The 23,345-nt window shown below is 71.6% G+C and carries 21 protein-coding genes; 17 read left to right on the plus strand and 4 right to left on the minus strand.

Features of this window, described 5'->3' with window-relative positions; translation table 11 throughout:
- Positions 1–105: 105 nt before the first annotated feature.
- The 3 genes from ABGB10_RS18150 (at position 106) to ABGB10_RS18160 (ending at position 2,244) form a co-directional block, all read left to right on the plus strand.
- Complete coding sequence (locus ABGB10_RS18150) at positions 106–1,320, plus strand: ABC transporter permease (RefSeq protein WP_347662023.1); 1,215 nt, start codon at positions 106–108, stop codon at positions 1,318–1,320.
- A gap of 58 nt (positions 1,321–1,378) precedes the next feature.
- Positions 1,379–1,687, plus strand: a complete 309-nt coding sequence (locus tag ABGB10_RS18155; RefSeq protein ID WP_347662024.1) for a hypothetical protein — start codon at positions 1,379–1,381, stop codon at positions 1,685–1,687.
- Positions 1,688–1,812: 125 nt separating this feature from the next.
- Positions 1,813–2,244 carry a hypothetical protein gene (locus tag ABGB10_RS18160; protein WP_347662025.1) on the plus strand — a complete coding sequence of 144 codons (432 nt, stop codon included), beginning with the start codon at positions 1,813–1,815 and terminating at the stop codon, positions 2,242–2,244.
- Between the two features lie 95 nt (positions 2,245–2,339).
- Here the strand turns inward: ABGB10_RS18160 and ABGB10_RS18165 are convergent, their stop codons facing one another.
- Entirely contained in the window at positions 2,340–3,344 is a 1,005-nt protein-coding gene (locus ABGB10_RS18165; protein ID WP_347662026.1) for an ABC transporter ATP-binding protein, read from the minus strand.
- A 2-nt stretch (positions 3,345–3,346) separates the two neighbouring features.
- Between ABGB10_RS18165 and ABGB10_RS18170 the strand changes: the two genes are divergently transcribed.
- From ABGB10_RS18170 to ABGB10_RS18185, 4 genes are all read left to right on the plus strand, one after another.
- The gene (locus ABGB10_RS18170; protein ID WP_347662027.1) at positions 3,347–4,033 is read left to right on the plus strand and encodes an ABC transporter permease; all 687 of its coding nucleotides are present in this window, start codon (positions 3,347–3,349) and stop codon (positions 4,031–4,033) included.
- A gap of 38 nt (positions 4,034–4,071) precedes the next feature.
- Entirely contained in the window at positions 4,072–4,770 is a 699-nt protein-coding gene (locus tag ABGB10_RS18175; protein WP_347662183.1) for an ABC transporter permease subunit, read from the plus strand.
- 209 nt (positions 4,771–4,979) lie between these two features.
- A complete protein-coding gene (locus tag ABGB10_RS18180) occupies positions 4,980–5,984 on the plus strand; it encodes a glycine betaine ABC transporter substrate-binding protein (RefSeq protein WP_347662028.1) in 1,005 nt (334 codons plus the stop codon).
- Between the two features lie 108 nt (positions 5,985–6,092).
- Positions 6,093–7,706, plus strand: a complete 1,614-nt coding sequence (locus tag ABGB10_RS18185; RefSeq protein WP_347662030.1) for a hypothetical protein — start codon at positions 6,093–6,095, stop codon at positions 7,704–7,706.
- Between the two features lie 18 nt (positions 7,707–7,724).
- On the opposite strand, the gene ABGB10_RS18190 is transcribed toward ABGB10_RS18185, so the two are convergent.
- Together ABGB10_RS18190 and ABGB10_RS18195 are read right to left on the minus strand one after the other, a co-directional pair.
- Positions 7,725–8,912: an NADH-quinone oxidoreductase subunit D gene (locus tag ABGB10_RS18190; RefSeq protein ID WP_347662031.1), complete on the minus strand. Its 1,188-nt coding sequence runs from the start codon at positions 8,910–8,912 to the stop codon at positions 7,725–7,727.
- Positions 8,909–10,117, minus strand: a complete 1,209-nt coding sequence (locus tag ABGB10_RS18195) for an SAM-dependent methyltransferase (RefSeq protein WP_347662184.1) — start codon at positions 10,115–10,117, stop codon at positions 8,909–8,911. The genes ABGB10_RS18190 and ABGB10_RS18195 overlap by 4 nt, the downstream gene beginning before the upstream one ends.
- Positions 10,118–10,359: 242 nt before the next feature.
- Here ABGB10_RS18195 and ABGB10_RS18200 point away from each other — a divergent pair, with 242 nt between their 5' ends.
- The 7 genes from ABGB10_RS18200 to ABGB10_RS18230 all read left to right on the plus strand — a co-directional run bounded on the left by ABGB10_RS18200 (position 10,360) and on the right by ABGB10_RS18230 (position 17,235).
- Positions 10,360–11,334, plus strand: a complete 975-nt coding sequence (locus ABGB10_RS18200; RefSeq protein ID WP_347662032.1) for a Rossmann-like and DUF2520 domain-containing protein — start codon at positions 10,360–10,362, stop codon at positions 11,332–11,334.
- The gene (panC, locus tag ABGB10_RS18205) at positions 11,331–12,179 is read left to right on the plus strand and encodes a pantoate--beta-alanine ligase (RefSeq protein WP_347662033.1); all 849 of its coding nucleotides are present in this window, start codon (positions 11,331–11,333) and stop codon (positions 12,177–12,179) included. Before ABGB10_RS18200 ends, panC begins: the two co-directional genes overlap by 4 nt.
- 44 nt (positions 12,180–12,223) lie before the next feature.
- A complete protein-coding gene (panD, locus tag ABGB10_RS18210) occupies positions 12,224–12,652 on the plus strand; it encodes an aspartate 1-decarboxylase (protein WP_347662034.1) in 429 nt (142 codons plus the stop codon).
- Between the two features lie 95 nt (positions 12,653–12,747).
- Positions 12,748–13,644, plus strand: coding sequence for a septum formation family protein (locus ABGB10_RS18215; protein ID WP_347662035.1), 897 nt, complete (start codon positions 12,748–12,750; stop codon positions 13,642–13,644).
- Positions 13,645–13,752: 108 nt separating this feature from the next.
- Entirely contained in the window at positions 13,753–15,450 is a 1,698-nt protein-coding gene (locus ABGB10_RS18220; RefSeq protein ID WP_347662036.1) for an L-aspartate oxidase, read from the plus strand.
- A gap of 112 nt (positions 15,451–15,562) precedes the next feature.
- The gene (nadC, locus tag ABGB10_RS18225) at positions 15,563–16,459 is read left to right on the plus strand and encodes a carboxylating nicotinate-nucleotide diphosphorylase (RefSeq protein ID WP_347662185.1); all 897 of its coding nucleotides are present in this window, start codon (positions 15,563–15,565) and stop codon (positions 16,457–16,459) included.
- A gap of 17 nt (positions 16,460–16,476) precedes the next feature.
- Entirely contained in the window at positions 16,477–17,235 is a 759-nt protein-coding gene (locus tag ABGB10_RS18230) for a type III pantothenate kinase (protein ID WP_145778613.1), read from the plus strand.
- A gap of 36 nt (positions 17,236–17,271) precedes the next feature.
- On the opposite strand, the gene ABGB10_RS18235 is transcribed toward ABGB10_RS18230, so the two are convergent.
- Positions 17,272–18,012, minus strand: a complete 741-nt coding sequence (locus ABGB10_RS18235) for a class I SAM-dependent methyltransferase (RefSeq protein WP_347662037.1) — start codon at positions 18,010–18,012, stop codon at positions 17,272–17,274.
- An 88-nt stretch (positions 18,013–18,100) separates the two neighbouring features.
- Here ABGB10_RS18235 and lysS point away from each other — a divergent pair, with 88 nt between their 5' ends.
- From lysS to ABGB10_RS18250, 3 genes are all read left to right on the plus strand, one after another.
- Positions 18,101–19,609 (plus strand): lysine--tRNA ligase, encoded by a 1,509-nt coding sequence (lysS, locus tag ABGB10_RS18240; protein WP_347662038.1) that lies wholly within the window; start codon positions 18,101–18,103, stop codon positions 19,607–19,609.
- 111 nt (positions 19,610–19,720) lie between these two features.
- Positions 19,721–20,065, plus strand: a complete 345-nt coding sequence (locus ABGB10_RS18245) for an Lsr2 family protein (RefSeq protein ID WP_088991341.1) — start codon at positions 19,721–19,723, stop codon at positions 20,063–20,065.
- 585 nt (positions 20,066–20,650) lie between these two features.
- A complete protein-coding gene (locus ABGB10_RS18250; RefSeq protein ID WP_145778617.1) occupies positions 20,651–23,194 on the plus strand; it encodes an ATP-dependent Clp protease ATP-binding subunit in 2,544 nt (847 codons plus the stop codon).
- Positions 23,195–23,345 lie beyond the last annotated feature (151 nt).

The raw sequence follows: 23,345 nt of genomic DNA on the forward strand, positions 1-23,345 counted from the left end.
CCCGGCTGCGGGCGCGGGTACGGTGCCTGCGATCAGGGAGCAAGGGCCACCCCCGGTTCGTCCGCGCGCGGGACCGAGACGGCTGGCCACTGGGGAGGCGGCGTCATGGGGCACGAAGAAGTGGGCCGAGAACGGTCGGCGGAACCCTCGTCCGGGGTACCCGCCGCCGTACTGGAGAACGTCTTCGACGACCCCACCCACGGTGAACCCGGCCGGGACCGGATCGGCGTGCATCTGGGGTGGGAGTTCCTGCTGCTGGCCGGGCTGGCGACCCTGGGCTGGCTGCTCTGGCAGGACGATCCGACCGCCCTGCGCGGCGGCAACCTGCGGACGTTGTTGGTGGCTGCGGTCGGGTTGGGGTTGCTCGCCCTGGCCGCCGGGCTGAGCCTGCGCACGGCGGCGCCGAACCTGGCCGTGGGGCCGATCGCGGTCGCCGCCGCCCTGCACTATGCCGAGCAGGGCGATCGGGGTCTGCCGGCGTCGGTCGGCCCGGCCGTGGCGGTCGCCGCGCTGGGCGGGCTCGCGCTGGCGCTGGTCGTGGTGGTGCTGCACGTGCCGGGCTGGGCTGCCAGCCTGGCCGGCGCGGCCGGCGTGGTGGTGTACATCGAACGGCGTTCGGCGCCCGTGCTGGTGCAGGGCGACTACGACCCGGGGCGCAGCGCCGGATACCTCTTCGCCGGCTTCGCCGCGGTGGCCGTCCTCGGCGGGTTGTTCGGTGCCATCCGGGCCGTCCGGCGGCTGGTCGGCAGGTACCGACCGATCGCCGACCCGGCCCGACGGCGGGGCACGCTGGCCGCCGTGGTCACCGCTGTGGCGTTGGTCGGTTCCAGCGTGCTGGCGGCCCTGGCCGGTGTGCTGCTCGCCGCCAACGGCCCCGAACTCGTCGCGCCCACCTCAGGACTGGACTGGACGGTGCTGGCGGTGGGGGTGACCCTCCTCGCGGGCACCAGCGCGTACGGCCGTCGGGGCGGCGTGTTCGGCACGCTGCTGGCGGTCGGTGTGGTGACCCTCTTCCAGACGTACGCGCCGGAGCGCGGTTGGACGCTGAGCAACTGGGCGGTCGGTGGGGCCGTGCTCGGCATCGGACTGCTGGTCACCCGGCTGGTCGAGACGTTCGGGCGACCTCGACCGGGCAGCATCGACAAGCCCGAGCCGGTCGGCGACGGCACGATCAGCACGGGCTGGACCATGCCGCAGTCCCAGCCGGTCGACAACTGGCCCCCGACACTGCCGACTCCCGCCGCGCCCCAACCGGTCGACCCGTGGCGGGATCCGCGTTGGGAGGACGGCCCGCGCCGCTGGGACACCGACGAGCGGTGACCCGAGTCGCGTCGCGTCCGCCGAGCCGGGGCTGATCTCGACCGTTAGGCTCGGCGACATGACCGACACACCTGCCGCCACCCCCGGCGGAACCTCCTTCGAGGAGCTCGACTCGTTGCCCACCGAGGAGTTGCGGGAGCGGGCGTTCGCCCTGGCCCGGGAGCGCCGCGACGTGGGGTTCTACTGGTCGGTGCTGCGACACCTGCCGAACGCGGACGAGGCCACGATCCTGGACGGCGCGCCGAACTCGATCGGCCCGACCATCGACGAGGCCAACGCGCTGTGGCGGGAACTGACCGGTCACGGTTACGAGGAGTCGGCGCCGCTGCTGCGGGCCGCCTTCATCGACTACCTGATGAAGCACTGAGCCGCTCGGGGCAGTCCAGGTCCCTCCGAGCGACCGGTTCGGGGTCTGGGCGTATCGCGTCGCTCCTGCGCCGTTCCGGCCCGGTCGGCCGGTACGGCACGGCGGCCGGCACCGGCGCGCTCGCCGTGCTGCTGCTGGTCGGGATCGCTGGCAGCCCGGCCTTCACCGGTTGGGCCGCCACGCAGACCGACCCGGAGTCCGCCGGCGCGTTCTACGTGCGCCTGCTCGCGTGGCCGGCCTGGCGGCTCGACGCGGACGGGCAGGCCGGCGGGTTGTTCGCCGCCGACCTGCGAGCCGTGCTGGTGGTGGTCCTCGCGGTGGGCCTGCTCTACCTGTTGCCCGCCGCCCAGGTGGCCCGGGTGCCCGGCTCGGTCAGCCAGTTCTTCTCCGGCTGGGCCGCGTACGTGCTGGCCGCCGGGCTCGCCGCCGTGCTCGCGGCGCTGCTCGGCCCGACCCCGTCGCTGCTGGGCGCCCTGCAGGACGCCAGCACGGGCGCCGGCTACGGCTTCCTCACCGGGTGGATCATCGGCACCGCCAGCCTCGGCGGCCGCGCCTGACCCGACGCCGGCCCGCCCGGACCGGGCGGACCTGACCCGAGGGGGCCGGCCAACCACGAGTCGACCAACCCTGGACGGGCCCGGTCGGCGTCGAGTCAGTTCGTCGGGCGGCCGAGGTCGAGCAGGCGCTGTCGGGTGAGCGTGCCCACCGGTCGGCCCGCGTCGGTCACCACGAGCTGGTCCCGCCCCGAGGTGAGCAGCACCGCCAGCGCGTCGTACGCGGAGCCGTCCAGTGCGACGGTGGGCAGGCCCGCGGCGGCGTCGCCGGGCACCGGCTCCAGTGACTCCCGGTCGAGTGGGGTGACCGCCAACCGGCGGATGCCCCGGTCGGCGCCGACGAACTCGCGTACGAACGAGGTGGCGGGCGCGCCGAGCAACGCGGCAGGTGTGTCGTACTGCTCCAGGTGCCCGCCCCCGGAGAGCACCGCGATCCGGTCACCGAGCCGGACGGCCTCGTCGAGGTCGTGGGTGACCAGCACGATCGTCTTGCGGACCTCGGCCTGGAGGCGGAGGAACTCCTCCTGGAGGCGGGCCCGCGCGATCGGGTCGACAGCCGAGAACGGCTCGTCCATCAGCAGCACCACCGGGTCGGCGGCGAGCGCACGCGCCACCCCGACCCGCTGCCGCTGGCCGCCGGACAGCTCGTTCGGGTATCGACCGCCGAACTGGGCCGGGTCCAGCCCCACCAGGTCGAGCAGCTCGTCGACCCGTGCCCGGGTCCGGTCCTTGGACCATCGGAGCAGACCCGGCACGGTGGCCACGTTGGCCCGGACCGTCTGGTGTGGAAAGAGGCCGACGTTCTGGATCACGTACCCGATTCGGCGGCGGAGCCGCACCGGGTCGACGTCGGTGACGTCCTCGTCGCCGAGCCTGATCCGGCCGGCGGTCGGCTCGATCAAACGATTGATCATGCGCAGCACTGTCGACTTGCCGCAGCCGGACGGGCCGATCAACACCACCAGCTCGCCGGCGCGGACGTCCAGGCTGAGATCCCGGACGGCCTCGGTGCCGTTCGGATAGCGCTTCTGGATGCCCTGCAGGGAGATCGACGCCGCACGAGGGGATTCGGCCACGTCGGCAGCCTCCGGGGTAACGTCCACGTATGTCCTTCCGCCTGAGCTACCGGGCCGACCCGGGTAACCCCTGGTTCTCCTGGCAGTACGTGCGGGACAACTCTGACACGATCCTCGCCGCGGTGCGCGAACACGCCTCCCTCACCGGGCGCGCGGTGTTGATCGCGGTGCTGATCGCCCTGCCGTTGTCCGTTCTGGCGTACTGGTTCCGTCCGCTCGCCGGTCCGATCCTCGCCGTCAGCGGGGTGGTGTACACCATCCCGTCGTTGGCGCTCTTCGCGTTCATCGCCCCCTACCTGGGCACCGGTACCACCACGGTGCTGGTCGGGCTGGTCCTCTACGCGTTGCTGCTGATCGTGCGCAACGTGGTGGCCGGGCTGAACCAGGTGCCTCCAGAGGTCGGCGAGGCCGCCGAGGGCATGGGGTACGGCCGGTGGGGGCGGCTGTTCCGGATCGACCTACCGCTGGCCCTGCCGGGCATCGTGACCGGCGTCCGGCTGGCCACCGTCTCGACGGTGGCGTTGGTCACGGTCGGGGTGCTGGTGGGGCATGGCGGTCTCGGGCAGTTGATCTTCGCGGGCTTCCAGAACAACCTCTACAAGGCCGAGATCATGACCGCCGCACTGCTCTGCGTGGCGCTCGCGGTCGTGCTCGACCTGCTGCTCGTCCTGGTCGCCCGGCTGGTGACCCCCTGGTCCACCCGGAGGGCCCGGTGACCGTCGCGGCGAACCCGATCGGCCAGGCGATCGTCTGGATGAACGACCCACTGAACTGGACCAACCCCGGCGGGATGCTGGACCGCCTCGGTGAGCACCTGACCATCTCGGCGCTGGCGGTGACGCTCGGCTGCCTGGTGGCCTGGCCGCTCGGGCTCTGGCTGGGCCACCTCGGCCGCGGTGGTGGCCTGGTGGTGCTGGTGTCCAACGCCACCCTGGCGATCCCCACCCTGGCGCTGCTGACCATCCTGCCGGTGGTCTTCGCCAGCGGTTTCGGGCGTACGCCGGTCGTGGTGGCGCTGGCCGTCTTCGCCGTCCCGCCGCTGCTCGCCAACGCGTACACCGGGGTGCGGCAGGTGGACCCGGAGGCCCGCGACGCGGCCCGGGGGATGGGCCTGTCCGGCGCGCAGCTGCTGCGTCGCGTCGAGCTGCCGCTCGCGGTGCCCTATCTGGCAGCCGGGTTCCGGACCGCCGCGGTCCAGGTGATCGCGACCGCGGCGCTGGCGTCGTTCGTCAACGGTGGTGGTCTCGGCCAGATCATCCGGACCGGGTTCGGCATCGGTATCGCCGCTGGCGGTGGTCAGATCGTCGCCGGCGGTCTCCTGGTGGCCGGGTTGGCGCTGCTGGCCGAGGTGATCCTCGGCGGCGTCGAACGGCTGGTCACCCCCCGCCCGTTGCGGCGTGGGCGGCAGGGCGTGGCCCGGCCCAAGCCCGCCGACGCCACCGGGAGCGCCTGACCCGCCGACTCGTCCGGGTGAGCCCTGCGTCGAGCTGGCGGCCGGCGGTGGGCCGATCGGTGACGATGCGGTGACGAAGTCCACCTCAAGTTGTCGGTCGCTCCCGGACCATGTTGGGTGGATATTCGCGGGCGGCCGACAGTCAGGATCGCCCGTCGGACACGCGGCCGGCCCGGAAGGGGTCGCGCCGGGACACGGAAGGCGGGCACATGCGCGCACGTACACGTCTGGCCATCGGCGCGGTCAGCGCCGTTGCCGGAGCGGCACTCCTCACCGGCTGCGGTGACGCCGGCTCGTCCGGCACCGACGCACCCGCAACCAGCGCCTCCGGCGCCGGATGCGCCCCGGTCGCCGGCCAGCAGCTCATCGCTCTGCAGGACGACAAGAAGCTTCAGAACTCCGACAACGTGATCCCGGCGGTCAACAGCAAGGCCGCCAACCCGCAGCTGATCGCCGCACTGGACAAGGTCTCCGCGGCGCTCGACACCCCGAAGCTGATCCAGCTCAACAAGGCCGTCAACGACGACCGCAAGACCCCCAAGGTGGCGGCCGAGGAGTTCGCCAGCGCCAACAACCTCACCGCGGGCATCGCCAAGGGCCCGGGTGGCCAGATCACGGTGGGCGCCGGCAACTTCGCCGAGAGCCAGACGTTGGGCGAGCTGTACCGGATCGCGCTCACCGCCGCCGGCTACCAGGTCAAGGTGCAGCAGATCGGCAACCGGGAGCTCTACGAGCCGGCGCTGGAGAAGGGTGAGATCCAGGTCGTCCCGGAGTACGCGGCGACCATGGCCGAGTTCCTCAACACCAAGGCCAAGGGCGGCACCCCTCCGCCGATCTCCTCGCCGGACATCAACACGACGGTGACCGCGCTCAAGGCCGAGGGCGACAAGGTGGGCATCACCTTCGGTGCCCCGGCTGCCGCGCAGGACCAGAACGCCTTCGCGGTGACCCAGGCATTCGCTGACAAGTACGGCGTACGCACCCTGTCGGAGTTGGCCGCGAAGTGCTCCGGCAGCGCCACCGTGTTGGGTGGTCCGCCGGAGTGCGAGCAGCGTCCGTTCTGCAAGCCGGGCCTGGAGAAGACGTACGGGCTGTCGGTGGGCAAGTTCTCCTCGCTGGACCAGGGCGGGCCGCTGACCAAGAGCGGGCTGCGCGACGGCTCGATCAGCGTCGGCCTGATCTTCTCCTCGGACGGCGCGTTCGCCACCAGTTGAGCCCTCTCCTGAGGTGTTGAGGACGCCCCCGCCCCGACCGGGCGGGGGCGTCCTCGCGTCCGGGGACCCCGTTCCCTCCGGCGGATCTCCTCGGTAGGCTGCACATCCATGCCAGCCCCGGTCACCTCTGACGCCCGGCGTCAACCACCGCTGCTGACCATGCTCTTCTGGGCGGGCGTGGCCCTGGCGCCGGTGGCGGCACTGATCCTGCTGGTCGCCGACGGCAACGGCCCGCTGCGCTTCGCCGCGGTGCTCGCCATCGTCGCGGTGGTACTGATCGGCCTCTCCATCGCGCTGCGCCCCGACGCGGAGGACGCCTCGGCGCGGGCCGACGAGATGCTGGACGAGATCGAGGAACTCCGCCGGGAGTTGCGCGCCGAGATCGTGGCCGCCGCGCAACGTGGTAACCAGGCGCTCGACCAGGCGCACCGGGCTCAGGAGGGGATCGCCGCGGTCCGCCGCCGTCTCGACGCAAGCGGTGCCGCCCTCGCCGGTGCCGTCCCCGCAGGCGAGCCGGCGGGTGCCGGGCGAGCGCGGGTGTCGGCCGGTGAGCCGCCCATGGACGACGTGCCGGTGGCCCGCAGCCGGGTCCAGGCACCTCACGACGCGCCGGCCGGCCGCGCCCGGGTCGCGGGCCCGGACGAGGCGCCCCGACGGGGTCGTTCCGAGCGGATGGTCGACGACGAGTCGGCGTACCCCCGGGAGGCCGCCGAACCGCCGGCCGCCGCCGGGATGTACGGCGCGGAGCGGTCGGCCGGCACCGCGTACGGCTCGGCCCGTCCCCGGGAACACGACCGTCCCGAACCCGTACACCGCCCAGCCGGCGTCGTGCGGCACACCGAGACCGTGCACGTCACCACCCGGCACACGGTGGTGGACGGCGGGCGCCCCGAGCCAGCCGGGCGCTACGGCGGCGGGTACGCCGGCCAGTGGACCCCGCCGGCACAGGAGTGGAGCCGGGGCGGCGAGCGGCACACGCCGGAGTTCGAGGAGGACGAGTCGGGCTGGACGGGCGGCCCTGACGAGCCGGAGTGGACCGATCCGCGCGACGCGTACGCCCAAGCCGACGAGCCCGGCCCGGCCCGTTCGCACCGAACGCCGGAGAGGCCCGCCTCGCGCTCGTGGGACAACCCGGATGATCGCGGTTGGTCGGAGCAGCCTGACCGGACGAACGCCGCCGCGCCGCAACCCGGGCCACCGCTGCGGGCCGACGACACCGGTGAGTACTGGTCGCAGTTGCGGGCTGGTGACCGGTGGGCCGCCGTCCGTGACGACGAGAACGGCCGTGAGCTGCGGGTCGGCGAACGCCGAGCCGAGGTGCACGCCGACGCCGGCGGCACCGAATACCGGATGGCCGACCGCTGGGCCGCCGTCCGTCATGAGGAGCCGCGCCGCCACGAGGAATCGCGCCGTCATGAGGAGCCGCGCCGCCACGAGGAGCCGCGTCGTCGTGGGGAGCCCGAGGCGTACCACCGGGACGAGCCGGCGCGCCGACACGACCGCGACGGTGGCTGGCGGGGCGAGCCGGCGGGCCGGCCGGCGCTGCCCGAGGGCGGCGTCCCGGTGCCGGACGAGTGGCGGCCACCGCGCCAGCGCGGCCACCAGGCGGAACCCGCCCCGGAGCGGCCCGGTCGCCGCCGGGTCGACGAGCGCTACGGCTACCCGCCGCAGGACGACGTACCGCGTGCCGGCGGCACCCCACCCGCTGACCGCTGGCGCTGACCGGTCAGCCGGTTCGTGTCACTTGTCGATGTCGCCGACGACGAAGAACATCGAGCCGAGAATCGCGATCAGGTCCGGGACCAGGCAACCGGGGAGCAGGGTGGCCAACGCCTGCACGTTCGCGTACGAGGCGGTGCGCAGCTTCAACCGCCACGGCGTCTTCTCACCCCGGGACACCAGGTAGTAGCCGTTGATGCCGAGCGGGTTCTCCGTCCAGGCGTAGGTGTGCCCCTCCGGCGCCTTGAGCACCTTCGGCAGTCGGGTGTTGATCGGCCCGGTCAGCTGGTCCACCCGGTCCAGGCACTGCCCGGCGAGGTCCAGCGACGCGTACACCTGGTCCAGCAGCACCTCGAAGCGGGCGTGGCAGTCCCCGGCGGTCTTGGTGACCACCGGCACGTCCAGCTCGTCGTAGGCCAGGTAGGGGTCGTCGCGGCGCAGGTCCAGGTCGAGCCCGGAGGCGCGGGCCACCGGCCCGGACGCGCCGAACGCGGCCGCGTCCGCGGCGGACAGCACGCCCACGCCGACGGTGCGGGCCAGGAAGATCTCGTTGCGCCGGATCAGGTGGTCCAGGTCGGGCAACCGCCGACGTACCTCACCGATCGCCGCGCGGGCCCGGCCGGTCCACCCGTACGGCACCTCCTCCTTGAGGCCGCCCACCCGGTTGAACATGTAGTGGATCCGGCCGCCGGAGACCTCCTCCATCACCGCCTGGATGGTCTCCCGCTCCCGGAAGGCGTAGAAGATCGGCGTGATCGCCCCGATCTCCAACGGGTACGAGCCGAGGAACATCAGGTGGTTGAGCACCCGGTTCAGCTCCGCGAGGGCCATCCGTAGCCAGGTGGCCCGCTCCGGCACCTCCATGCCCATCAGGCGTTCCACCGCGAGCACCACGCCCAGCTCGTTGGAGAACGCCGAGAGCCAGTCGTGCCGGTTGGCCAACACGATGATCTGCCGGTAGTCGCGCACCTCGAACAGCTTCTCCGCGCCGCGGTGCATGTAGCCGACGATCGGTTCGCAGGCGACCACCCGTTCGCCGTCGAGCACCAGCTTCAACCGCAGCACGCCGTGCGTCGAGGGGTGCTGCGGGCCGATGTTCAGCACCATGTCGGTGCCGAGCTGCTGATCATCGGTGCCGGCGATCAGCCCGGCCCCGGTGCCGACGGTCAGTTCACGAAGGTCCCCGGCGTCGGTGGTCATGCCCGTCATCGTGCCACGGCCGGGCCGAGCGGGATGCCGACCGGTTGGCGCAACCACCAGTGCCCGCCGAGCCCGGCCGGGTCGGTCAGCTCGGCCACCGCCGACGCGGCGGCCAACGCCCGCACGTAGCCGGCCGGGTCGGTGCCGGCCAGGCTGAGCGGCGGTCGCCCGCCGTCGGCCCCGAGCGCCCGCAGCGCCTCCCGCTGCGAGACCAGGGAGTACGCGCACCGGGCGACCGCCGCACCGGCGGAGGCGACCGAGTCCATGGCCACGTGCGCGGTCACGTCACTCGACCCGTCGGGCACCGGAGGCACCTGCCGCCCACCCCGGTACCCGGTCAACGTCCCGTCGACAGGCCGACTTTCCCGCAGGTGCCCGTAGTCCACTGCCACCGCCAGCCCTCGGCTGATCTTCCCCACCGCGTGTGCCCAGGCTTCGTCCCTGGTCCGGCCGATCTCGGCTCGTGTGTGGTTGCTGTGGGGGGTTTCGGGGCAGCCCGGCCGGCTCCGGGCGGTCAGGCTTGATCCCTCCGCCAGCCGGGCTGCCCCGAAACCCGACTCGCTCCCGCTTGTCGCGTCGGCCCAGGTCACCTCCGGACTCGGGGCACCGTTCGTAGTGGGCGAGGCTTCGGGGCTGGGCCACCACTTGGTCAGCCACTCAAGATCAGCGGGGCTGACCAGCTCGCCGATCGTCTCCGTGCCGGTGTCGGGGTCGACCAGCAGGTATCGCCATCCGTCTTCGGTGTGGACGGCCGCGTCGAGTGGGACGTTGTCCAGCCACTCGGTGGCGATCAGCAGTCCGGTGATCTCGGAGGGGATCTCGGACGCCCAGTTGATCTCTTCGGGCAGGTTCTCGGGGCGATGGGCGTACTCGACCGCTGTGAACCGCACACGTTCCGCGAGCGACGGACGGACCGTGCCGGACGACGGCTCGTCCCCCAAGGGACGCGCGGACGCCCCGGAAACCCCCACCGCAAGCCCGACGAGAGCCCGCAGCAGCTCCCCCCTCCCCGCGCCGACGTCGACGACATCGAGACGAGGAGGGTGGCCGAGGGCCGCGTCGACCTGTGTCAGAAGGCGGAGCAGGGCGCTGGCGAAGCTCGGGGAGGCGTGCACGCTGGTTCGGAAATGGTCGGCTGGCCCGGTGCCGGCGACGAAGAAGCCGTCCGGCCCGTAGAGGGCCCGGCTCATCGCGTCCCGCCACTGGATCGACATCAGGTCAGCATGCGTCACCGTGCCGACCCTACGGAAACGGGTCGCCGGACAGTCGAAACACCCCACAGGTACGTAAACGGTGTATGTCACCTGTTAGTAGGGGTCCCTTGTGCATCCCGATGCGTTAGCAGGGGACCCTTACTTCGGTGGTGAAGGTTTTCACACATGCTTGTCCTGGTTCGGCGGGCCGGGCGCATACTTGCGATCGACCGGTACCCCTTCTCGAGGACTGGATCGTCGTCATGAGCGCACCGCTGCGCCCGCGTCCGGCCGCCCCGCACGGGCCCGCCGCACCGCGGGATCGCGCCGTTCTCGGCGCCTCCGTCGCCCCCCGCCTGCTGACCGTCGGTGTCATCGGCGCCGGTCGGGTCGGAGCCGTGCTGGGTGCCGCACTCGCCACCGCCGGGCACCGGGTGGTCGCTGTCGCCGGCGGCTCCGGAGCGAGCCGTGCCCGGCTGGCTCTGCTGCTGCCCGAGGTGCCACGCCGTCCGGTCGCCGCCGTGGCGCACGCCGCCGCCGACCTGCTGTTGATCGCGGTGCCGGACGACGCGTTGGCCGCTGTGGTGGCCGACCTCGCCGATCGGGGTGCGCTGCGCCCCGGCCAGGTGGTCGCGCACACCTCCGGCGCGCACGGCCTCGCCGTGCTGGCACCGGCCACCGAGGTGGGCGCCCGACCGCTCGCCCTGCACCCCGCGATGACCTTCACCGGTACGCCGGACGACCTGGCCCGGCTGGCCGGCATCTCGTACGGGGTGACCGCTCCGGCCCAGCTGCGTCCACTGGCCGCCAGACTGGTCGCCGACCTCGGCGGTGTGCCCGAGTGGGTGGCCGAGGGGGACCGCCCGCTGTACCACGCGGCGCTGGCGCACGGCGCGAACCACCTGGTGACCCTGGTGAACGAGGCGACCGACCGGCTGCGCGACGCGGGGGTGGACCGGCCGGAGAAGGTGCTCGCCCCGCTGCTGCGGGCCGCCCTGGAGAACGCCCTGCGACTCGGCGACGACGCGCTGACCGGCCCGGTGTCCCGGGGCGACGCGGGCACCGTGCAGCGGCATCTGGCCCGGCTGGCGGCCACCGCCCCGGAATCCGTCCCCGCGTATCTTGCGTTGGCCCGGCGTACCGCCGACCGGGCGATCGCTGCCGGCCGGTTGCGGCCGGTGGACGCGCAGTCGCTGCTCGGCGTGCTCGCCGACACGGGTCGGGAGGTGGCCGCATGACGCAGCTCGTGCACACGCGCGCCGAGTTGGCCGAGGCCCGGGCCGGGCTGAAGGGCACGGTCGGGGTGGTGATGACCATGGGCGCGCTGCACTCCGGGCACGAGACGTTGCTGCGCGCGGCCCGGGAACAGGCCGACCACGTGCTGGTGACGATCTTCGTGAACCCGTTGCAGTTCGGGCCGAACGAGGACTTCGACCGTTACCCGCGCACCCTCGACGCGGATCTGGAGGTGTGCCGGCGGGCGGGGGCGGACCTGGTCTTCGCCCCGTCGGTGGCCGACATGTATCCGGACGGCCAGCCCCGCGTACGCCTCGACCCGGGCCCGCTCGGCGCGGAGCTGGAGGGCGCGAGTCGCCCCGGCTTCTTCCACGGCGTACTCACAGTGGTGTTGAAGCTGCTCCAGCTCACCCAGCCGGACCTGGCGTTCTTCGGCGAGAAGGACTACCAGCAGCTGACCCTGGTCCGGCGGATGACCCGGGACCTGGACGTGCCGGTGGAGGTGGTCGGCGTGCCGACCGTCCGGGAGTCGGACGGGCTGGCGTTGTCGAGCCGTAACCGCTACCTGAGCGAGCCGGAGCGGGCCGCCGCGCTGAGCCTGTCCGCCGCGCTGCGGGCCGGTGCGCGGGCCGCCGACGACGGCCGCGACGCGGGGGCGGTGCTGACCGCCGCGCACGCCGCGTTCGGTGCCGGTACGCCCGGCGCCCGCCTCGACTACCTGGTGCTCACCGACCCCGAGTTGGAGCCGGGGCCGGTGTCCGGGCCGGCCCGACTGGTGATCGCCGCCTGGGTGGGTGCCACCCGGTTGATCGACAACGCGGCCGTCCACCTCGCCCCGCGTCCCTGAACCGGCCGCACCGACCTCCACCAACCTTGTGAAAGGCCACCCCGATGTTGCGGACCATGCTCAAGTCGAAGATCCACCGAGCCACGGTGACCCAGGCCGACCTACACTATGTCGGTTCGGTGACAGTGGACGAGGATCTGCTCGACGCCGCCGACCTGCTCCCCGGCGAGCAGGTGGCGATCGTGGACATCACCAACGGCGCCCGGCTGGAGACGTACGTGATCCCGGGCGAGCGGGGCAGCGGCGTGATCGGCATCAACGGTGCCGCCGCGCATCTGGTGCACCCCGGTGACCTGGTCATCCTCATCTCGTACGGGCAGATGGACGACGCCGAGGCCCGGTCGTACCGGCCACGGGTGGTGCACGTGGACGCCGACAACCGGGTGATCGAGTTGGGTGCGGACGCCGCTGCGGTGGTACCCGGTATGGCCGGTGACCCGGTGCCGAGTCCGTTGGCCGTGTCCGCTGTCTGATCCCCTGCGAGGCGATTCCGGTCTGTCACCGGAAGGTCATGTGCGGTTACCCTGGGGTACTGGCGTAAGCCGGTCGGTGGCTGGGGGAGGCCGCGATGCGCCGTGCCATGACGACCCTGATCGCCGCTTTCGGGGCAGCGTTGTTGCTGGTCGGCTGCGCCGGTTCCGGTGGCCTGGACGGTGACCTGACCGACGACTGGGCGGCCCTGCCGCCACCGTCGGCGTTCACCCCGTCCGCCGGCGTGTGCCAGGCCGCCGACTTCGCCGAGGTGGTCACCCTGGCCAGCTACGAGCCGGTGGAGTGCGCCGGCCCGCACCGGGTGGAGACCGTGCACGTGGGGGCGTTCCCGGTCGAACGGGCCAGTGCCCCGGCGGGCGGCTCGACCGAGCTACGGGGTGCGTTCGCCGAGTGTGACACCCGGGCGACCGGTTACGTGGGCGACGACTGGCGGGCCGGTCGGCTACGGCTGTCCGTGGCGCTGCCCTCCGGGCCGGGCTGGGGTGCGGGTTCCCGTTGGTTCCGGTGTGACCTGACCGAGTTGAGCACGACCGAGGCGGGAGCCACCGTGGTCGTCCGCTCCGGGAGCCTGCGGGACGCGTTGAAGGGGCCCTCCGGGCTGCGGCTCGGCTGCCAGCAGACCCAGGTGGCGGCCGGCCGGAGTGTCCAGACGCTGGTGCCGGTGGAGTGCGCTCGACAGCACGATGCCGAGTTCGTCGGGGTGTGGCTCGCGCCGGACACGGCGTATCCGACCCGGGACGCCGACTGGGCTCCCCTCTACACCGGCTGCCGCAACGCCCTCAGCCGGTACGTGGGCGTGCCGGACGACGCCGACCTGCGCTTTCGTAGTGGTGTGGTGGTCCGTCCACCGGGTGCGGGGCGCTGGAAGGTCGGTGACCGGGGTGTGCGCTGCTACCTGTGGCTCAGCGACCGTACGGTGACCGCCTCGCTGAAGGGCGCGGGCCCGGCTGGCCTTCCGGTCCGGACGAAGTGACCGTGAGTCCCCGGCCGGCGCGTCGCGGACGGCGCCGGACGGGGTAGCCGAAAACACTCGTCCCGCCCCCGCCGCCCCGGGCGAGGATGGTTCGGGTTGACTGGGAGGATGGACGTTCCGACCGTCGACCTGCCGGCCCTGCCCGCGTTGCTGGCCGCGCCCGCGCCCGGTTGGGTGGAGACCACCGATGTGATCGTGGTGGGTTCCGGGGTGGCCGGGCTGACAGCGGCGCTGCACCTGCGCGAGGCGGGCCTGCACGTCACGGTGGTCACCAAGGTCAATATCGACGACGGCTCGACCAGGTGGGCGCAGGGCGGCATCGCCGCCGTGCTCGACCCGACGGACACCCCGGCGGCGCACGCCCGGGACACCGAGATCGCCGGGGTCGGGCTCTGCGACCCGGCGGCGGTCCGGGTGCTGGTCGAGGAGGGGCCGACCCGGCTGCGCGAGCTGATCCGCGTCGGCGCCGAGTTCGATCGCCACCCGGACGGCTCCCTGATGCTGACCCGCGAGGGCGGGCACCGGGCGGACCGGATCGTGCACGCGGGTGGGGACGCGACCGGCGCGGAGGTGCAGCGGGCTCTGCACGCCGCGGTGCAGCGCGACCCGTGGATCCGGTTGTTCGAGCACGCTCTGGTTCTGGACCTGCTGCGTGCGCCGGGTGACGGCCCGGACGGCCTCGGCCCGGCCTGCGGGATCACCCTGCACGTGCTCGGCGAGGGCAGCGAGGACGGCGTCGGCGCGTTGCTGGCCCGGGCGGTGGTGCTCGCCACCGGTGGAATGGGGCAGATCTTCTCGGCCACCACCAACCCGGCGGTCTCCACGGGGGACGGGGTGGCGCTGGCGATGCGGGCCGGCGCGGCGGTGACCGACGTGGAGTTCGTCCAGTTCCACCCGACCGCCCTGATCACCCCGTCCGGCGCGGGGGTGCCCGGGGCTGGGCACGCGCAGCAGCCGTTGGTCTCCGAGGCGCTGCGTGGCGAGGGCGCGTACCTGGTGGACTCCGACGGCAAGCGGTTCATGGTCGGCCAGCACGAGTTGGCCGAACTGGCACCCCGGGACGTGGTGGCCAAGGGCATCCACCGGGTGTTGCTGGCGTCCGGCGCGGACCACGTCTTCCTCGACGCGCGGCATCTGGGCGGGGACTTCCTGGCCGGGCGGTTCCCCACCATCGTGGCGTCCTGTCTGGCGATCGGGGTGGACCCGGCGACCGACCTGATCCCGGTCGCGCCTGCCGCCCACTACGCCTCCGGCGGTGTCCGCACCGACCTGCGTGGTCGCACCTCCATCCCCGGCCTGTACGCATGCGGAGAGGTGGCCTGCACGGGAGTGCACGGTGCGAACCGGCTGGCCAGCAACTCCCTGCTGGAGGGCTTGGTCTTCTCCCGGCGGATCGCCGAGGACATCGCCGCCGGCCTGCCCGAGCAGGTGCAGCCGGCGGACACCGGTGCCTGGCGTGGCGGTGTGGGTTGGGTGCTGCCGGCCGAGGTGACGCCGACCCTGCAACGGTCGATGACCCGAGGCGCCGGGGTGCTCCGGTCCGCGGTGACGCTGGCCGAGACGGCCGGAACGCTCACCGAGCTGGGCGTGGCCCGGGGCCGGCCGCGGACCGCCGACTGGGAGGCCACGAATCTGCTCACCGTGGCGTCGACGCTGGTGGCTGCCGCGTACGCACGCGATGAGACCCGGGGCTGCCACTGGCGGGAGGACTTCCCGACGGCCGACGAGCGGTGGCTGGGCCACCTGGTCGGGTCGGTCGGGGCGCAGGGCCGGGTGACGCAACAGTGGGAGGGGAGTTCACAGTGAGCGCGAGGAGTGAGCCGGTGTTGCGAGCCCCGCAGTCGCGAACGGAGACGGCACAGTGAGCGCGAGGAGTGAGCCGGTGTTGCGAGCCCCGCAGTCGCGAACGGAGACGGCACTGACGGAGTCGACGGAGACGGCGTTGCGTGCGGCCGGCCTGGATCCGGCCCAGGTGCGGCGGGTGATCGAGACCGCGCTGGTCGAGGACCTGGGTCCGGATTTCCTCGACGTCACCAGCGTGGCCACCATCGGGGCGGGGCAGACCGACACCGCCGATCTGGTGGCCCGCGCGGACGGGGTGCTGGCCGGGATGGCCGTGGCCGCAGCCGTGTTCGAGCTGGTGGGCGAGGTGACGGGCTTCGGTCGTACCGTCGAGGTGTCGGTGTCGGCCCGCGACGGCGAGCGGGTGGCCCGCGGCGACGTGCTGGCCACGGTGACCGGCCCGACCCGGCTGCTGCTGACCGCCGAGCGGACGGCGCTCAACCTGCTCTGCCGGATGTCCGGGGTGGCGACGCACACCCGCGCCTGGGCGGACGCCCTGGCCGGCACGAAGGCGATGGTGCTGGACACCCGTAAGACGACGCCGGGCCTGCGGGCGCTGGAGAAGTACGCGGTGCGGGCTGGTGGGGGCACCAACAAGCGGATGGGCCTCTACGACGTGGCCATGATCAAGGACAACCACAAGCTGGCGGCCGGGAGCATCACGGCGGCCTACCGACGGGTCCGGGAGGCGTTCCCGGAGGTGCCGGTGCAGGTCGAGGTGACCACTGTCGACGAGGCGGTGGAGGCGGTGGAGGCCGGGGCGGACTTCCTGCTCTGCGACAACATGACGCCCGAGGTGCTGGCCGAGGCGGTGGCCGCGGTGGGCGACCGGGCCGAGTTGGAGGCGACCGGTGGGCTGACCCTGGAGGTGGCGGGCCGGTACGCGGCGACCGGTGTCGACTTCCTCTCGGTGGGCGCGTTGACCCACTCGTCACCGATCCTGGACATCGCGCTGGACCTGCGCGCGGACTAGTTGTCTAGGCTGCGTGCGTGCTGCTCTGCATCGACATCGGAAACACCAACACCGTGCTGGCGACCTTCGACGGCGACAAGCTGGTGCACTCCTGGCGGATCAAGACCGACGCCCGCTCGACGGCGGACGAGCTGGGCCTGATGTTCCGGGGCCTGCTCGCCGGGGACAACGTCGAGATCACCGGTGTGGCCGCCTGCTCCACGGTCCCGGCGGCGCTGCGGTCGCTGCGCACCATGCTGAGCCGCTACTACGCCGACCTGCCGAGTGTGGTGGTCGAGCCCGGGGTACGGACCGGGGTGCAGTTGGCGATCGACAACCCGAAGGAGGTGGGCGCCGACCGGGTGGTGAACACCCTGGCCGCGTACACCCTCTACGGCGGGCCGTCGATCGTGGTGGACTTCGGCACCACCACCAACTTCGACGTGATCAGCGAGCGCGGTGAGTTCCTCGGCGGGGCGTTCGCCCCGGGCATCGAGATCTCGTTCGACGCGTTGGCGGCCCGGGCCGCGCAGCTGCGCAAGGTCGAGGCCACCAAGCCCCGCTCGGTGATCGGCAAGAACACCGTGGAGTGTCTCCAGGCCGGCCTGTACTTCGGCTTCGCCGGCCAGGTGGACCGGATCGTCGAGCGGATGACCGAGGAGCTGGGCGAGGTGCGGGCGGTGATCGCCACCGGTGGCCTCGCCTCCCTGGTGATCAACGAGTGCCGGAGCATCACCCACCACGAGCCGATGATCACGTTGATCGGCCTGCGGATGGTCTACGAACGCAACCGGTGACCCGGCCGTCTCCGGCGGCGGTGGTCGCGCGGGGTGTCAGCGCCGTCGGGCCCGTAGGACGATCGTGCGGTACGGCAGCTCGACGGTCTCCCGGCCGGTCAGGTCGGGGTGGGTGGCCAGGAGATTCCGCAGCTCCCGGTCGATCGTCGCCCGCCGTTCGGCCGTGGCGGTGAGCCAGTACGAGCGGGTGTGCAGCATCGCGACGATCTCGTCCGGCGTGAGCGTGGTGTGGTGGGTGAACTCGCCGAGCTCGATCGGCTCGAACGCCGGGCCGAAGTCGGTGTACTTCTCGGTCACGTTGCCGGCGTTGTCCCCCAGGTGCGCGATCCGACCCAGCTCGGCGACCCAGTCGACCTGCTCGTCCCGGATGTTCCAGATCGGGGCGAACGTCCCACCGGGCCGCAGCACCCGGGCGATCTCGGGGTGCGCCAGCTCCCGGTCGAACCAGTGGTACGCCTGCCCCACCACCACCGCGTCCGCGACTCCGTCGGGCAGGGGCAGAGACTCCGCGTCGCCGGCCAGCGCCGTGCGCCCCGGGGTGGCGGCTGCCAGTTGGGCGCGCATGTCGGGGTCCGGTTCCACGGGGGTCACGTCGTGGCCCAGGGCGAGCACCCCGCGGGTGAGGATGCCGGTGCCCGCGCCCAGGTCGATGACGTCGGCGGACCTCCCCAACCCGTCCAGCGCCCACCGCACGGCTGGCTCCGGATAACGGGGTCGAAACCGGTCGTAGTCCGCTGCCGCCGCGCCGAATGAGAGAGCGTGAGTGTGATCCGCCATGCCGGGCACGTTATCCGTTAACGACCCCCTGAGGGCTTGAGTACGCTCGGGCCTGACCCCTGTATCTCCCGTGACGAGGAAGCGTGCCGTGAGCGAGCAGAACCCCGTGCCAGTGGACCCCGCAGACGACCTTCCCGAGCAGATGAAGGTCCGCCGGGAGAAGCGGGACCGGATGCTCGCCGAGGGCGTCGAGCCCTACCCGGTCGGTTTCCCCCGCACGACCACCCTGGCGCAGGTCCGGGAGCGTTACGCCGACCTGCCGACCGACACCGCGACCGGTGACCAGGTCGCGGTCACCGGTCGGGTGATCTTCGTGCGCAACACCGGCAAGCTCTGCTTCGCGACCCTCCGGGACGGCGACGGCACCGAGTTGCAGGCGATGCTCTCCCTGGACCGGGTCGGGCCGGAGCGTTTGGAGTCGTGGAAGCGCCTGGTCGACCTCGGTGACCACGTCGGCGTCACCGGCGAGGTGATCACGAGCCGCCGCGGTGAGCTGTCGGTGCTGGCGCAGCAGTGGGAGATGACCGCGAAGGCGCTGCGCCCGCTGCCCGTGGCGCACAAGCCGCTCTCCGAGGAGGCGCGCGTCCGGCAGCGTTACGTCGACCTGATCGTCCGGCCACAGGCACGGGAGATGGTCCGTACCCGGGCTGCCGCCGTACGTAGTCTGCGCGATTCACTGCACGGACAGGGCTTCATCGAGGTGGAAACGCCGATGTTGCAACTGCTGCACGGTGGTGCGGCGGCCCGACCGTTCGTGACCCACAGCAATGCGTTGAGCACCGATCTGTATCTGCGAATCGCTCCGGAACTGTTTCTCAAGCGCGCCGTCGTTGGTGGCGTCGACCGCGTCTTCGAGATCAACCGCAACTTCCGTAATGAGGGCGTCGACTCTTCGCACTCACCGGAGTTCGCGATGCTGGAGACGTACCAGGCCTACGGCGACTACGACACCATGGCCGAGTTGACCCGCAATCTCGTGCAACAGGCAGCGGTCGCCGTCAGCGGCTCGATGGTGGTGACCCACGCTGACGGCCGAGAGTTCGACCTGGGCGGCGAGTGGCGATCCGTGACGCTGTTCGGTGTTCTTTCCGAAGCGCTGGGTGAGGAGGTCACGGTCCGCACCGACCGTTCCCGCCTCGTGGAGTACGCGGACAAGGTGGGATTGGCCGTGGACCCGAAGTGGGGTCCGGGCAAGCTGGCCGAGGAACTGTTCGAGGAACTGGTCGTTCCCGGCCTCCAGGCGCCCACCTTCGTGCGGGACTACCCGGAGGAGACCAGCCCGCTCACCCGCGCACACCGCACCGAGCCGGGTCTGGCCGAGAAGTGGGACCTCTACGTGCTCGGCTTCGAGCTGGGCACGGCGTACTCCGAGCTGGTCGACCCGGTCGTGCAGCGCGAGCGGCTGGTGGCCCAGGCGCAGTTGGCGGCCCGTGGCGACGACGAGGCGATGCGTCTCGACGAGGACTTTCTTCGGGCGATGGAGTATGGAATGCCGCCGGCCGGCGGTATGGGAATGGGAATCGACCGGCTGTTGATGGCCCTGACCGGGCTTGGAATTCGGGAAACGATCCTCTTCCCGTTGGTCCGCCCCGAGTAGTCTCGCCCGGCTCGCGCCGAGCCGTAACGGCATCCTATTGACGCGACGAGCAGAGTACGGGTTATTGTGCTCTCGTTAGCAGGAGCACCCTGCTCGAAAGGAATGTGGGACGTGGCCAAGCAGATCATTCACAAGCTGGTCGATGACCTGGACGGCGGGGACGCTGACGAGACCGTCAAGTTCGCCCTCGACGGCGTTCAGTACGAGATCGACCTGTCGAAGGCCAACGCCGCTAAATTGCGCGACGCTTTTGCCTCGTACGTGGGCGCCGGCACCAAGGTCGGTCGTGGTGGCGTCGTGATCGGTGGGCGTGCGGCCCGCGGTCGGGGTGGCGCGACCGCCGATCGGGAGCAGAACAAGGCGATCCGGGAGTGGGCCAAGAAGGCCGGCAAGGACATCTCGGACCGGGGTCGCATCCCCCAGGAGATCGTCGACGAGTACCACGCGAAGCGCTGATCCGTCAGCAACCAGGTGGCCAGCCGCCACCGCAGGCGACACGACGCCGGGCCGGAGTACCTCTCCGGGCCGGCGTCGCCGCATCTGCGGGCCGGGAAGGTCGCCGCATCTGCGGGCCGGGAAGTGAGCGGCCGGGAAGCGGCGGGCGGGTCGGGAAGCAGCGGGCGGCCGAAAGCAGCGGGCGGCCGGGAAGCATTAGCCACCGGGCGGCGTTGTCCACAACCAGTGGAGCAGCTATCCACAACCTGTGGACAACCTTCCCGAGGCTGGGCGCGGCGGTCGTCGCGACCCCCGGTTCCGCCCTCTCCGAGCCCCCCGGAGCCTCTCCGGGGCCCGGAACGGGCACCTGTAGGGCCAGTCGGATTTCGCTCTGCGCGTAGCGACAGGACTACCGGAACACCTCCTGAGCGCGGACGGTTGTCCAAAACGACGTGGAACCGACCCAGAGCAGAGACACACGACCTCAGCTGAGTCGGTCGGCGACGATAGAGTAAGGAGGCACGGACGCCCGTCCCGGACGTTCGTGCACCGGCCCCGCCAAGATCTTGACCATCAAGGCGCACGGCACGTGAGGAGCACGAGGGCATGTTCGAGCGGTTCACCGACCGAGCGCGACGGGTTGTCGTCCTGGCCCAAGAAGAGGCCCGGATGCTCAACCACAACTACATCGGTACGGAACACATCCTGCTGGGCCTGATCCACGAAGGTGAAGGCGTCGCGGCAAAGGCCCTGGAGAGCCTCGGCATCTCCCTGGAGGGCGTCCGTCAGCAGGTCGAGGAGATCATCGGCCAGGGCCAGCAGGCGCCGAGCGGGCACATCCCGTTCACGCCGCGGGCCAAGAAGGTGCTGGAGCTGTCGCTGCGCGAGGCGCTGCAGCTCGGCCACAACTACATCGGCACCGAGCACATCCTGCTGGGGCTGATCCGTGAGGGCGAGGGCGTCGCCGCCCAGGTGCTGGTCAAGCTCGGCGCCGACCTCAACCGGGTCCGCCAGCAGGTGATCCAGCTGCTCTCCGGCTACCAGGGCAAGGAGCCCGCCGCGGCGGGTGCCGCGCCGGGTGAGGCCGCGCCGTCGACCAGCCTGGTGCTGGACCAGTTCGGCCGCAACCTGACCCAGGCTGCCCGCGAGGGCAAGCTCGACCCGGTCATCGGGCGCGAGAAGGAAATCGAGCGGGTCATGCAGGTGCTCTCCCGCCGTACCAAGAACAACCCGGTCCTGATCGGTGAGCCCGGCGTCGGTAAGACCGCCGTGGTGGAGGGGCTGTCCCAGAAGATCATCAAGGGCGAGGTGCCCGAGACTCTGAAGGACAAGCAGCTCTACACGCTCGACCTGGGCGCGCTGGTCGCTGGTTCCCGCTACCGCGGTGACTTCGAGGAGCGCCTCAAGAAGGTGCTCAAGGAGATCCGCACCCGCGGCGACATCATCCTGTTCATCGACGAGATCCACACCCTGGTGGGTGCGGGTGCCGCCGAGGGCGCGATCGACGCCGCCAGCATCCTCAAGCCGATGCTGGCCCGTGGTGAGCTGCAGACCATCGGTGCCACCACCCTCGACGAATACCGCAAGCACCTGGAGAAGGACGCCGCTCTCGAGCGCCGCTTCCAGCCGATCCAGGTGGGTGAGCCGTCGCTGGCGCACACCATCGAGATCCTCAAGGGCCTGCGCGACCGCTACGAGGCGCACCACCGGGTCTCGATCACGGACGCAGCCCTGGTGGCTGCCGCAACTCTGGCCGATAGATACATCTCCGACCGCTTCCTGCCGGACAAGGCGATCGACCTGATCGACGAGGCCGGCGCCCGGATGCGGATCCGTCGGATGACCGCGCCGCCAGACCTGCGTGACTTCGACGAGCGCATCGCCCAGGTGCGTCGCGACAAGGAGTCCGCGATCGACGCTCAGGACTTCGAGCGCGCCGCCCAGCTGCGTGACAAGGAGAAGCAGCTCCTCGGTCAGAAGGCTCAGCGGGAGAAGGAGTGGAAGGCCGGTGACCTGGACGTCGTCAGCGAGGTCGACGACGAGCAGATCGCCGAGGTGCTCGGCAACTGGACCGGCATCCCGGTCTACAAGCTGACCGAGGAGGAGACCTCGCGCCTGCTGCGCATGGAGGACGAGCTGCACAAGCGCGTCATCGGCCAGGAGGACGCGGTCAAGGCGGTCTCGAAGGCGATCCGGCGTACCCGGGCCGGCCTGAAGGACCCGAAGCGCCCGTCGGGCTCGTTCATCTTCGCCGGCCCGTCCGGTGTCGGTAAGACCGAGCTGTCCAAGGCGCTCGCCGAGTTCCTCTTCGGCAGCGAGGATGCCCTCATCCAGCTGGACATGTCCGAGTTCCACGACCGCTACACGGTCTCCCGGCTCGTGGGTGCCCCTCCCGGCTACGTCGGCTACGACGAGGGCGGGCAGCTGACCGAGAAGGTGCGGCGTCGGCCGTTCTCGGTGGTCCTCTTCGACGAGATCGAGAAGGCCCACCCGGACGTGTTCAACACGCTCCTGCAGATCCTCGAAGACGGTCGGCTCACCGACGGTCAGGGTCGGATCGTGGACTTCAAGAACACGGTCATCATCCTGACCACGAACCTGGGCACCCGTGACGTCGCCAAGGCGGTGTCGCTCGGTTTCCAGGCGTCGGAGGACTCCGAGTCCAACTACGACCGGATGAAGCAGAAGGTCAACGACGAGCTCAAGCAGCACTTCCGGCCTGAGTTCCTCAACCGGATCGACGACACCATCGTCTTCCACCAGCTGCGCCAGACCGAGATCCTCTCGATCGTGGACATCATGATCCAGCGGATCGAGGGCCAGCTGCGCAACAAGGACATGGGTCTGGAGTTGACCGACAACGCCAAGAAGTACCTGGCGGCGAAGGGCTTCGACCCGGTGCTCGGTGCCCGTCCGCTTCGTCGCACGATCCAGCGCGACATCGAGGACAACCTCTCCGAGCGGATCCTGTTCAACGAGCTGACCCCGGGTCAGATCGTCGTGGTGGACTGCGAGGGCGACCCGAACGACATCGACAAGTCCAAGCTCGTCTTCCGGGGCGCGGAGAAGCCGGTCGAGGTTCCGGACGCCGTGCCGGCCGACCTCGGTGGCACCGCCGCCGGGACCGCAGCAGCGGGCGCCGACGAGTAGCACGACCAGCAGCAACGGGGCGGGGCCCCGGTGGCATGAGCCACCGGGGCCCCGCCTTTTGCGCTATCCCACAGCTCACAAACGCCTGCTCGGCCTGCTCGGCCTGCTCGGACGGCACCGTCGCACCCCCTGCCGCGCGCCTGCCTGGCCC

This window comes from Micromonospora sp. B9E7, assembly GCF_039871815.1.
In the GTDB taxonomy this organism is placed as follows: domain Bacteria; phylum Actinomycetota; class Actinomycetes; order Mycobacteriales; family Micromonosporaceae; genus Micromonospora.